The sequence below is a fragment of the Mycolicibacterium sp. Y3 genome, assembly GCF_051188035.1.
GTDB classification, from domain to species: Bacteria; Actinomycetota; Actinomycetes; order Mycobacteriales; family Mycobacteriaceae; genus Mycobacterium; species Mycobacterium fluoranthenivorans.
The window spans coordinates 5,245,310-5,257,040 of sequence record NZ_JAVQLT010000001.1; the positions used below are offsets into that span (position 1 = coordinate 5,245,310).

9 protein-coding genes and 1 pseudogene are annotated in these 11,731 nt (G+C 67.6%); 6 read left to right on the plus strand and 4 right to left on the minus strand.

Features of this window, described 5'->3' with window-relative positions:
* Positions 1-3 precede the first annotated feature (3 nt).
* Positions 4-1,419 (minus strand): APC family permease, encoded by a 1,416-nt coding sequence (locus tag QN239_RS25580; RefSeq protein ID WP_499014638.1) that lies wholly within the window; start codon positions 1,417-1,419, stop codon positions 4-6.
* Positions 1,416-2,564, minus strand: a complete 1,149-nt coding sequence (locus tag QN239_RS25585) for a Zn-dependent alcohol dehydrogenase (protein WP_499014640.1) — start codon at positions 2,562-2,564, stop codon at positions 1,416-1,418. Before QN239_RS25585 ends, QN239_RS25580 begins: the two co-directional genes overlap by 4 nt.
* A gap of 98 nt (positions 2,565-2,662) precedes the next feature.
* On the opposite strand from QN239_RS25585, the gene QN239_RS25590 reads away from it, so the two are divergent.
* Positions 2,663-3,274 (plus strand): helix-turn-helix domain-containing protein, encoded by a 612-nt coding sequence (locus QN239_RS25590; protein ID WP_499014641.1) that lies wholly within the window; start codon positions 2,663-2,665, stop codon positions 3,272-3,274.
* Between the two features lie 26 nt (positions 3,275-3,300).
* Positions 3,301-3,894, plus strand: a pseudogene (locus tag QN239_RS25595) (carboxymuconolactone decarboxylase family protein); the annotation flags it as partial.
* Positions 3,895-3,914: 20 nt separating this feature from the next.
* Here QN239_RS25595 and QN239_RS25600 read toward each other — a convergent pair.
* Positions 3,915-4,811: a sigma-70 family RNA polymerase sigma factor gene (locus QN239_RS25600; RefSeq protein ID WP_499014642.1), complete on the minus strand. Its 897-nt coding sequence runs from the start codon at positions 4,809-4,811 to the stop codon at positions 3,915-3,917.
* Positions 4,812-4,941: 130 nt separating this feature from the next.
* On the opposite strand from QN239_RS25600, the gene QN239_RS25605 reads away from it, so the two are divergent.
* Both QN239_RS25605 and QN239_RS25610 read left to right on the plus strand, forming a co-directional pair.
* Positions 4,942-6,672 (plus strand): APC family permease, encoded by a 1,731-nt coding sequence (locus QN239_RS25605; protein WP_499014644.1) that lies wholly within the window; start codon positions 4,942-4,944, stop codon positions 6,670-6,672.
* A 90-nt stretch (positions 6,673-6,762) separates the two neighbouring features.
* Complete coding sequence (locus QN239_RS25610; RefSeq protein WP_499014645.1) at positions 6,763-8,103, plus strand: NAD-dependent succinate-semialdehyde dehydrogenase; 1,341 nt, start codon at positions 6,763-6,765, stop codon at positions 8,101-8,103.
* Between the two features lie 62 nt (positions 8,104-8,165).
* Here the strand turns inward: QN239_RS25610 and QN239_RS25615 are convergent, their stop codons facing one another.
* On the minus strand, positions 8,166-9,659 hold the full coding sequence (locus QN239_RS25615; RefSeq protein ID WP_407939049.1) for a gamma-aminobutyraldehyde dehydrogenase: 1,494 nt from the start codon (positions 9,657-9,659) through the stop codon (positions 8,166-8,168).
* Between the two features lie 115 nt (positions 9,660-9,774).
* On the opposite strand from QN239_RS25615, the gene QN239_RS25620 reads away from it, so the two are divergent.
* Both QN239_RS25620 and QN239_RS25625 read left to right on the plus strand, forming a co-directional pair.
* A complete protein-coding gene (locus QN239_RS25620) occupies positions 9,775-10,296 on the plus strand; it encodes an Lrp/AsnC family transcriptional regulator (protein WP_170847184.1) in 522 nt (173 codons plus the stop codon).
* Positions 10,293-11,678, plus strand: a complete 1,386-nt coding sequence (locus QN239_RS25625) for an aspartate aminotransferase family protein (protein ID WP_499014647.1) — start codon at positions 10,293-10,295, stop codon at positions 11,676-11,678. The genes QN239_RS25620 and QN239_RS25625 overlap by 4 nt, the downstream gene beginning before the upstream one ends.
* Positions 11,679-11,731: the final 53 nt, after the last annotated feature.

The following is an 11,731-nucleotide window of genomic DNA, read 5'->3' on the forward strand; positions in this document are numbered from 1 at the left end:
TCGTCAGGCGTCTTCGGCGTACGTCCCCGCGCGCTGCGCCGCCTCCGGATCTCGGAATCGCAGGGCCGCGAATCCGGCGATACCCAGTACCAGCACGGCCACGAAGACATACGGCAACAGGTTCATCGGGGCGGCCGGGACCGGAAAGATGTTGCGGTAGAACACATACGCCATCACCACCGTGCCGACCACGCCGCACAACACGGTCACCGCCAGCTTGGCGGCCCCGAGCCGGCGGATGAACAGCGGTGCGCCCACGCAGATCAGGATGTAGCTGAGCATGTAGCCGAAGGTGCCGACGGTGTCGATGTAGGTGGTTGCCAGCAGCGGCTCGGTGCCGGCCCCCACCACGGCGCAGGTCGCCACCGCCACCACGGGTGTCACCGTCACGATGCCCGACGTCGGGGTGCGGTGCCGGGGGTGGGTGCGGGCCAGCCAGGCCGGCAGCACGCCTTCCTTGCCCATGCCGAACAGCAGACGTGCGGCCACGGTGATACAGGCCATCACCACGGCCAGAAACGATGCGGCAAAACCGATGTCCAGGAACGGGCCCAGGAAGTCCAGACCGCTGCCGCGGGCCAGGTCCTCCATCGGGTCCGCACTGGCGGCCAGCGCTTCGGGGCCGCCCGCGCCGACCACCTGCGCGTAGGTGGCGAAGATATAGAGCGCCCCGGCCAGCACCGCGCTGCCCATCACCGCACGCGGGATGGCGCGATACGGTTCGGCCGCTTCGGCACCGAGTGACGCCGCGCCCTCGAAGCCGACGAAGCCCAGGACCGCCAGCACGACGGCGAAGACGATGCCGGCGGCGTCGAAGCCCTTCAGGGTGATCTGGTCGAGATCGAAGACCTCACCGTGTGTGATCAACACGGCGATCAGCACCAGCACGATGAGCACGATCGAGAGCACCTCCAGGGCGGAGGACACCCGGGCCGCCAGTCGCACGCCGACAATGGTCAGCCACGCGGCGATCAGCACCAGCACGATGTCGAGGAAAACCTGGCCGGCGGGCCCGGCAAAGGCGTGCACCCCGACCGTTTCCAGTACCCGGCTGGTGTAGTAGCCGGCGCCGGCCAACGAGCCGGCGGCAATGCACACCGCACCGATGAGCAGCGCCCAGCCGGTGACGAACGCCCCGCCCGGACCCAGCGACAATCGGGAGAACGCGTACAGCGACGTGGCACCGGCCCGTCTGCGGGCGAACACACAGACGCAGTAGCCGATGGCCATCACCCCGACCAACGCGATGGCGAAGGACAGCCACGCGCCGTTGCCGGCGGAGGCGGCCATCGCGGCCGGGGCGAAGGCGATGACCGCGCTCGGTGCGACATTGGCGACGCTCTGCGCGCCGACCTCGAAGGTGCTCACACTGCGCCGGGCCAGCCCGTCTCCGGCGAGAACCGTGTCGTTGGCGCTCATGCCTGCGCACCCATCGACGGCACCAGCAGGGTGCGCAGCGCGCCTCCGCCGGCCAGATCATCCAGGGCGTGCTGCGCATCCTCCAGCGGACGACGGCCCGACACCATGGAATCGAGATCCAGTTCGCCGTCCATGTAGAGGTCGACCAGGCCGGGGATATCGCGCTGCGGGTCGACCGAACCATAGTTGGAGCCGAGGATGCGCTGGTTGGCCTCGGCCAGCACCAGCGGGTCGAAGCGCGCCGTCGAGCCGGTCGGTGGCAGACCGACGATGACGGCGGCACCGCCGAGACCGAGCGCGGCGATGGCCTGTTCGGTGGTGACGATCTTGCCGATGGCGTCGAAGATGTAGTCCAGCCCTTCCGGCACAAGTTCTTTGAGCGCGGCAACGGCATCGGTCGCCGCGGAGTCGATGGTGTCGGTGGCACCGAGGCGGCGGGCGTGTTCCAGCTTGCCGGCGTCGATGTCGACGGCGATGATGCGTCCGGCCTTGGCCAGCCGCGCGCCCTGGATACAGCACAGCCCGACACCGCCACAGCCGATCACCGCGACGGTGGCGCCCTCTTCGACCCCGGCGGTGTTGCGCACCGCCCCGACGCCGGTGGCCACCGCGCAGCCGACGAGTGCGACGACGTCCAGCGGGGCGTCCTTGCGGATCCGCACCGCACCGGCGGCAGGCACCACCACCCGCTCGGCGAACGAGGACACGCCGAGATAGTGGTGCAGGGTCGCGCCGTCCCGGCTCCACCGACTGGTGCCGTCGAACAGCACGCCACCGGCCGCGACGACGTTGGCCGCGACCTCGCACTGCCACGGCCGCGCAAGCTCGCACTGCCGGCACGAGCCGCAGCCCGGGACCCAGGACAGCACGACATGGTCGCCGACGTCCAGGCTGGTCACGCCGTCGCCCACGGCGGTCACGACGCCGGAACCTTCGTGGCCCAACACCACCGGAGCCGGGACATCCCACTCCCCCTTGGTGACGTGCAGGTCCGAATGGCACACGCCGGCACCGGCGATCGCCACCTCGACCTCGCCCGGGCCGGGCGCAGCCAGCTCGACGTCCACGGTCTGCACCGCCGTCCCGGGCTCGGTGAACACCGCTGCGCGCACGGTCCGTGCGCCGTGCTGGTGAGTCTGACTCACAGACAGCTCCTCGCTTGTTTAATGACACAAAACTTTTTCGAAGTTATATACCGCTAAACTCCGAACGGCAAGAGCTGTCACAGCCGGGAGGGAAGCTGATGCCGCGAAGTCGATCTGCGGGCGCGGCACGCACCGCCGACGTCGACTCGATGATGAACCGGCTCGGGCCGAAGCTGCGGGCCTTGCGCACCGAGCGGGGACTGACCCTCGACGCGGTGGCCACCGAAGCCGACCTGACCAAGGGCTTCCTCAGCCTCGTCGAGCGGGGCCAGACCGCGATCTCGGTACCCAATCTGCTGCGGATCTGCGACATCCTCGGCGCGTCGGTGGGCTCGCTGTTCGACTTCCCCGATTCGGCGATGGTGCGCAATGGGCGGGGCGCGCCACTGGAGATGGGCGGCAGTGGCATTCGCGAGTATCTGCTCACTCCGGCCACCGAACAGAACGTCCAGGTGATGCGCACCATCCTCCAACCCGGCGGCGGATCCGGCGGCGCCTACACGCTGGATTCCAAGACGATCGTCGTCGTCGTCATCCGCGGCAAGCTGCGCCTGGTGGTCGACGGTCAGGAACAGCTGCTCGACACCGGAGACTGCTACACCTTCTCCGCGCAGTCACCGCACGCCTGGGACAACGCCGACACCGGCGAGAGCGAAGTCATGTGGTCGATCGCCCCGCCGCTGCCTACCGGCTCCCCGGCGCGCGGGTAGGGCTGTCACACATCGCAGCGCTGTCTCGTCTACCCGATATGACGACGAGAATCGCTCCCTTGCCCCCGAACCAAGCCGGCCTGTTCACCCGGTTGATGTACCGATACGCCAAGCGACAGTTCGGCGAGGTGCCCGAACCGTTCACCATGACCGCACACCATCCCCGCCTGCTGGTCGCCAACGCCGTGCACGAGACGCTGCTGCAGAGCGGGTCGAAGAAACTGCCGGCCAGTGTCCGTGAGCTCGCGGTGCTCTGGACCGCGCGCACCGTCGGCTGCTCCTGGTGCGTGGACTTCGGCTCCATGCTGATGCGCTTGGACAACCTGGACGTGGACCGCCTCACATCCATCGACGACTACGCCACCTCGCCGGCGTTCGACGACGACGAACGCGCCGCCATCGCCTACGCCGATGCCATGACCACCGACCCGCACACGGTCACCGACGAGCAGGTGGCCGACCTGCGCGCCCGGTTCGGCGATGCGGGGGTGATCGAGCTGACCTACCAGATCGGCGTCGAGAACATGCGGGCACGGATGTACGCGGCACTGGGCATCACCGAGCAGGGCTTCAACTCCGGCGATGCGTGCCGGATTCCGTGGGCCGATGGAGGGGTTTAGATCCCCCGGTCGCTTCGCTCCTACCCGCCGAGCGGGGACGCGGTGAACTTGTCCGGATTCGCGATATCCCATACCGCGCAGACCAATCCGTCACGGACCGTCATCACCGTGATGCGCGGTGACAGCTCCGGGTAACCGTCGGACGCGGGACGGCCCGGCGTGTAACTGCCCAGGTCCCCGTTGACCAGAGCCAGCTCGGTGACCGAGAGCCAGTTCGGCCCATAGCGTTTGGCCAGCCCGAAGAGGAACCGCGCGACCTTGTCGGGACCGACGATGACCCGGGCCGCGGTGGGCGCGCGCCGGTTGGCATCGCCGGTGAAGGTGATGTCGGGATGCAGCAGCGCGACGACGGCGGCCATATCGCCGGCGGCCATGGCCGCCATCAGATTGCCGACGATCTCCGAGTGCGCCGGGTCGGGCGGCGGCGCCGACGCGACCGCACGGCGCGCGCGGGAGGCCAGCTGCCGGGCGGCGGCAGCGCCGATCCCCAGGATGTCGGCGACCTCGTCGAACGGTACGGCGAATCCGTCGTGCAGGACGAAGGCGACCCGCTGATCCGGGGTCAGCCGCTCCAGGACCACCATGGCCGCAAACCGCGCGTCCTCGGCCGCCACCACGGCGGCCAGCGGATCGGCGGCATCGTCGAAGCGCGTCACCACGGGCTCGGGCAGCCATTCGCCGACATAGGTCTCCCGCCGGTGCGCGGCCGAGCGCAGGCGGTCCAGCCCGAGGCGGCTCACCACGGTGGTCAGCCAGGCCCGCAGATCGGCGATCTCGTCGACCGAACTGTGCCAGCGCAGCCAGCAATCCTGCACGATGTCCTCGGCGTCGGCATATGTGCCGGTCAGCCGGTAAGCCACGGCCAGCAGGTGCGGCCGCAGCGCTTCGAATTCGTCCGCCCGCTGCGCGGTGGTCACAGTCCGACCATAGCGCGCGGGGCCGCCGCCGAAGGACACCAGAAAAACTAATTTCGTTGTTGACGCGCGCTCTGACAACTGAAACCGTATTCTACATTCTCGATATGTCAGTAATCAGCAGGGAGATGCGATGAGTAAAGGCGAACTCACCCTCGAGCCCAGCGGTTCCGGGGTCGAGAGCAAAGGACTCAAGGGCGGCGCCCTGGGCCTGGTGTCGAGCATCGTCGTCGGGATGGCCTCCACGGCGCCCGCCTACAGCCTCGCGGCGACCCTGGGGCTCATCGTCGCCAGCAGCACCGGGCTGCTCTCGGGCACCAAAGCACCTGCCATCGTGCTCATCTCGTTCATCCCGATGTACCTGATCGCGGTGGCCTACCAGGAGCTGAACAAAGCCGAGCCGGACTGCGGCACCACCTTCACCTGGGCGTCGCGCTCCTTCGGCCCGGTGGTGGGCTGGCTGGGCGGCTGGGGCATCATCGCCGCCGACGTCATCGTGATGGCCAACCTGGCCCAGATCGCCGGGGCCTACTCGTTCACCTTCGCCGGCGACCTGGGCTGGCATTCGGCGGCCACGCTGGCCAGCAGCACCCTGTGGTCCACGGTGGCCGGCGTCATCTGGATCGCGGTGATGACCTACATCTGTTACCGCGGTATCGAGGTGTCCGCCCGACTGCAGTACGGACTGCTGGGCATCGAGGTCGTGGTGCTGATCGTGCTGTCGGTGGTGGCCCTGGTCAAGGTGTACACCCACACCGCCGAGGACTACTCGCTGATACCGTCGCTGTCCTGGTTCTGGCCCGGCGGACTGGATTTCGGCACTGTCATCGCGCCGGCGATTCTGACCACCATCTTCATCTATTGGGGCTGGGACACCGCGGTGGCGTGCAACGAGGAGTCCGATGACCCGGGCCGCACCCCCGGCCGGGCCGCGGTGATCTCGACCTTCCTGCTGCTGGCCACCTACGCCCTGGTGAGCGTCGCGGCGGTCGCGTTCGCCGGCGTCGGCACCGACGGTATCGGGCTGGGCAATCCGGAGAACTCCGCCGACGTGTTCGCCGCGATCGGCCCGGACCTGTTCGGCGACAGCACACTTGGCCACATCGGCATGCTGCTGCTGTCGGCGTCCATTCTGACCTCGGCCTCGGCCTCCACCCAGACCACCATCCTGCCGACGGCCCGCACCACCCTGTCCATGGGCGTGTACAAGGCCCTGCCGGATTCCTTCGCCAAGATCCACCGCACCTACCTGACCCCCACCACATCGACCATCGCGATGGGCATCGTCAGTGCCGTCTTCTACGTGCTGTTCACCGTCATCAGCACCAATCTGCTGACCGCGCTGATCGGCTCGGTGGGCCTGATGATCGCGTTCTACTACGGACTGACCGGCTTCGCCTGCGTGTGGTTCTACCGCAAGACGCTCACCGGCAACCTTCGCGACTTCGTGATGCGCGGCGTGGTGCCGTTGCTCGGCGGCGTCATCCTGCTGGTGATGTTCGGCTACGGCCTCGTGCAGTACGCCAAGCCGGACTGGCTGACCGACGACGACGGCAACAACGTCACCATCTTCGGGTACGGCGCGGTCGCCGTCGTCGGGATCGGCGCCTTGGTGCTCGGCCTGATCCTCATGCTGGTGTGGCGCATCATGGCGCCCGGTTTCTTCAAGGGGCTCACCCTGCCCCGGCGCAGCCACGACCTCGTCCTGGAGACCGCCGCAGACCAGGCCGCCGTCGAAGCGCGGTTCGGCCTGCCGGACTCCGGCGACATGCCGACCGTCATCGCACCCGACCTGTCGAACCTTCCGCCCGGGGAAACCGCGATCAACCCCGAGACGGGCGAGGAGTTCACCCGGGAGCGATGAGTTCCCCAACCCGCACTTGTCCTCTCGTGCAGTATTGATACCGAACCACTGAACCGGGCAGAGCTGCCCGTTGGAAGGAGTCCACCAGCAATGAGCACGACGCTGTACGCGGTCGTCGACCCCTCGACCGGCGAGTTGGTGAAGGAATACCCGACCGCCACCGATGCCCAGATCGAGGCGGCCGTGGCCGCCGCGGCCAAAGCCCACCGCGAATGGTCACGCACCAGCACCGTCGCCGACCGCGCCGCGCTGATCCGCCGGGTGGCCGAACTGCACGTCGAGCGAAAAGACGAGCTGGCGCGCATCATTCAGCGCGAGATGGGCAAGCCCCTGGACCAGTCGGTGGGCGAGGTCGAGTTCAGCGCATCGATCTACGAGTACTACGCGGACAACGCCGAGAAGTTTCTCGCCGACGAGCCGATCACGCTGCTCGACGGCGATGGGTCGGCGCTGATCCGCCGTAGCTCGGTGGGCGTGTTGCTGGGCATCATGCCCTGGAACTATCCGTACTACCAGGTGGCCCGGTTCGCCGGACCGAACCTGACCCTGGGCAACACGATCGTGCTCAAGCACGCCCCGCAGTGCCCCGAGTCCGCCGCGGCGTTGCAGCAGATCTTCACCGACGCCGGCTATCCCGAAGGCGCCTACGTCAACATCTACGCCACCAACGAACAGATCGCCGGGATCATCGCCGACCCGCGCATCCAAGGGGTGTCGCTGACCGGCTCCGAACGGGCCGGCGCGGCGGTGGCCGAGATCGCCGGACGCAACCTCAAGAAGGTGGTGCTCGAACTCGGCGGCTCGGATCCGTTCATCGTGCTGAGCTCGGACGACCTCGACGCCACGGTGGAGGCCGCGGTCGACGGCCGTTTCGAGAACACCGGCCAGGCTTGCAACGCCGCCAAGCGCATCATCGTCGCCGAATCGGTGTACGACGCCTTCCTCGACAAGTTCACCGCGAAGGTTCTGGCGAAATCCGAAGGGCTGGCCCCACTTTCGTCGGTGGCCGCGGCCGAGCGACTGGAAGAGCAGGTGAGCCGGGCCGTCGAGGCCGGCGCCGAGCTGACGACCAACGGCAGCCGCAAGGGAGCGTTCTACCCACCGGGTGTGCTCACCAACGTGCCCGCCGACTACCGCGAGGAACTCTTCGGTCCGGTGGCGTCGGTGTACAAGGTCGCCGACGAGGACGCGGCGGTCGAACTGGCCAATGACACGCCGTTCGGCCTCGGCTCGTACGTCTACACCACCGACGACGCGCAGGCCGCCCGGGTCGCCGACAAGATCGAGGCCGGCATGGTGTTCGTCAACGCGGTTGGCGCCGAAGGCGTCGAGCTGCCGTTCGGCGGGGTCAAGCGGTCCGGCTTCGGCCGCGAACTGGGCCGCTTCGGAATCGATGAGTTCGTCAACAAGAAGCTGATTCGCATCGGCTGATCTCGAGTGATTTGTGCACGTTTACCGGCGCCGAGCGCCGGTAAACGTGCACAAATCGCGGGTCAGCGCTTCGTGAAAATGGTCCGGTGCCAGCCCTTTTCGGCCACACCGGTGATATCGCTCATCACGTGCTTGATGGTGAGGTATTCCTCGAAGGAGTAGTCGCTCATATCCTTACCGAACCCGGACGCCCCGACGCCGCCGTGCGGCATCTCCGAGATGATCGGGATGTGGTCGTTGATCCACACGCAGCCGGCGTCGATCTCACGCGACGCGCGCTGGGCGCGGTAGACGTCGCGGGTCCACGCCGAGGCGGCCAGTCCGTAGTCGGTGTCATTGGCCTGGCGCAGCGCGTCGTCGTCATCGGTGAAGGCGCGCACCGTCAGCACGGGCCCGAAGATCTCATCCCGGTAGATCTCGGAATCCTCTGCGACATCGGCGATCAGCGTCGGGCGGTAGAACGAGCCGGGCAGATCGGGGATGACGCCGCCGGTGACGACGCGGCCGCCCTGGGCGGGCGCCCGCGAGACCATACCGGCCACCTTGTCCCGGTGTGCGGTGGTGATCAGCGGGCCCAGATCGGTGTCGGGATCGTGCGGGTCGCCGACCACGATCTTGCTCATCACCTCGGCCACCCCGGCGACGAAGTCGTCGTAGAGGTCGCGGGCCACGATCGCGCGGGTGGCCGCCGTGCAGTCCTGGCCGGTGTTGATCAGCGCCCCGGCGACCGCGCCCTGGATCGCGGCATCGAGATCGGCGTCGTCGAATACGACGAACGGCGCCTTGCCACCGAGTTCCAACTGGGTGCGGTGTCCGTGCGCGGCCGCGGCGGTCATCACCTTGCGGCCCACGGCCGTCGACCCGGTGAACGTCACGACGTCGACGTCACGGTGCCCGGCCAACGCCGTGCCCACATCGGCGCCCGACCCGGTGACGACGTTGAGCACGCCGGCGGGCAGGCCGGCCTCTGCGGCGATACGGGCCAACGTGAGGGTGGTCAACGGGGTGATCTCGGCGGGTTTGATGACGACGGCGCAGCCCGCGGCGAGCGCCGGAATGACCTTCCACACCGCCATCTGCAGCGGATAGTTCCACGGCGTGATGGTGGCCACCACGCCGACGGCCTCGCGGCGAATGCTGGAGGTGTGGTCGGCCGAATACTCGGCACTGGCTTTGCCTTCCAGGTGCCGCGCCGCACCGGCGAAGAACGCCACGTTGTCGACACTGCCCGGGACGTCGAACTCGGTCGCCAGCCGTACCGGCTTGCCGCACTGGGCCACTTCCTCGGCGATGAACGTCGCCGCGTTGGCCTCCATCAGTTCGGCGAGCTTGGCCAGCACGCCGGCCCGCTCGACGGGCGCTGCCTTGGCCCAGCCCGGTTGCGCGGCGCGCGCGGCGGCAACGGCGGCGTCCACATCCGCGGGAGTGGCCAGCGCATACGTCGACACCACCTCGCCGGTGGCCGGACTGATCACCGCGAAGGGCTGACCGCCGGTCTTCACCGCCTCGCCGTTGATCCAGCTACCAGCGACAACAGAGGTTTCAGTGAGGGCCACGGAGCATCACGCTACCCGAGGTCTGCTGCGCATTCCACCGGTCGAGGACACCAGAAACGCGCGATTTAATCGAAATGGTTGCCTCAAACTACGGATTCCGTGCACAATCGTCAGCATGTCGAACCCAGATTCACAGCCCGGCGCCTCCGCCGTCTCCCTGCGAATCAACCACTCCCGGCCAGGCGCGGCATTCCAGCTCGACGAGCTGTCCAAGTCGATCATCGAGAAGCTGCAGCAGGATGGCCGACGTTCGTACGCGGGCATCGGCAAGGCCGTGGGCCTGTCGGAGGCCGCGGTGCGCCAGCGCGTCCAGCGGATGGTCGACGCCGGCGTCATGCAGATCGTCGCCGTGACCGACCCCATGCAGCTGGGCTTCGCGCGCCAGGCCATGATCGGCATCCGCTGCACGGGCGACACCACCAAGGTCGCCGAAAAGCTGTCAGCCATCGAGTCCGTGGACTACGTGGTGCTCACCGCCGGAACCTTCGACGCCATCGTCGAGGTGGTCTGCGAGGACGACGGCGATCTACTCGACCTGCTCAACACCAAGATCCGTGCCGTTCCAGGGGTGATATCAACCGAGACTCTTGTCTATCTCAAACTTGTCAAACAGCAATACAACTGGGGCACGCGATGACAACAACCGATGTAGCACAATCCCTTTCAACCGATCTGGCCGCCAAGGCCAAGCGCCACCTGTGGGGGCATTTCGCCCGGCACGGTGCCGATATCACCCCGCCCATCATCACCCGCGGTGAGGGCGTCCACATCTTCGACGACCAGGGCCGCCGTTATATCGACGGGCTCTCGGGCCTGTTCGTGGTCCAGGTCGGGCACGGGCGCACCGAACTGGCCGAGGCCGCCGCAAAGCAGGCCGAGCAGCTGGCCTTCTTCCCGCTGTGGTCCTATGCCACCCCGACGGCCATCGAGCTGGCCGAACGGCTGGCGCACTACGCGCCGGGTGACCTGAACCGGGTCTTCTTCACCACCGGTGGTGGCGAAGCGGTGGAGAGCGCCTGGAAACTGGCCAAGCAGTACTTCAAGCTCACCGGCAAACCCGGTAAGCACAAGGTGGTTTCGCGGGCGATCGCCTACCACGGCACCCCGCAGGGCGCGCTGGCGATCACCGGCATTCCCGCCTTCAAGGAGCCGTTCGAACCGCTCACCCCGGGTGGCTTCCGTGCACCGAACACGAACTTCTACCGGGCGCCGGAGGCCTACGCGCACGACGAGAAGGCGTTCGGGCGGTATTGCGCCGACCGGATCGCCGAGGCCATCGAGTTCGAGGGACCGGACACGGTGTGCGCGGTGTTCCTGGAGCCGGTGCAGAACGCCGGAGGTTGCTTCCCGCCGCCGCCGGGATACTTCGAACGGGTCCGCGAGATCTGCGACGAGTACGACGTGCTGCTGGTGTCCGATGAGGTGATCTGCGCCTACGGCCGCATCGGTTCCATGTTCGCCTGCGACGATCTCGGTTACGTTCCCGACATCATTACCAGCGCAAAGGGTTTGACGTCGGGATACTCACCGATCGGCGCGATGATCGCCAGCGACCGGCTGTTCGAGCCGTTCAACGACGGCAAGACGGTGTTCGGGCACGGCTACACCTTCGGCGGGCATCCGGTCTCATCGGCGGTGGCGCTGGCCAACCTCGACATCTTCGAGCGCGAGGGCATCAACGCCCACGTCAAGCAGCAGGCCCCGGCGTTCAAGGCCACCCTGGAGAAGCTCTACGACCTGCCCATCGTCGGCGATGTCCGCGGTGAGGGTTTCTTCTACGGCATCGAACTCGTCAAGGACAAGACCACCAAGGAGACGTTCAACGACGAAGAGTCCGAGCGGTTGCTGCGCGGCTTCCTGACCCCCGCGCTGTGGGAGGCGGGCCTGTACTGCCGTGCCGACGACCGTGGCGACCCGGTGGTGCAGTTGGCTCCCCCGCTGATCAGCGGGCAGAAGGAGTTCGACGCGATCTACGACATCCTGCACGGGGTGCTGAGCGAGGCCGGTCGCCTGCTCTAGATCACCGACGTCGGGACGGCCGGGCGGGAAACCGCCCGGCCGTCGCCGTCTGC

Bases quoted from the DNA above. Each gene is read 5' to 3' on its own strand.
- QN239_RS25580 (WP_499014638.1), bottom strand. From the start codon at position 1,419: ATGAGCGCCAACGACACGGTTCTCGCCGGAGACGGGCTGGCCCGGCGC.
- QN239_RS25590 (WP_499014641.1), top strand. From the start codon at position 2,663: ATGCCGCGAAGTCGATCTGCGGGCGCGGCACGCACCGCCGACGTCGAC.
- QN239_RS25605 (WP_499014644.1), top strand. From the start codon at position 4,942: ATGAGTAAAGGCGAACTCACCCTCGAGCCCAGCGGTTCCGGGGTCGAG.
- QN239_RS25610 (WP_499014645.1), top strand. From the start codon at position 6,763: ATGAGCACGACGCTGTACGCGGTCGTCGACCCCTCGACCGGCGAGTTG.
- QN239_RS25620 (WP_170847184.1), top strand. From the start codon at position 9,775: ATGTCGAACCCAGATTCACAGCCCGGCGCCTCCGCCGTCTCCCTGCGA.
- QN239_RS25625 (WP_499014647.1), top strand. From the start codon at position 10,293: ATGACAACAACCGATGTAGCACAATCCCTTTCAACCGATCTGGCCGCC.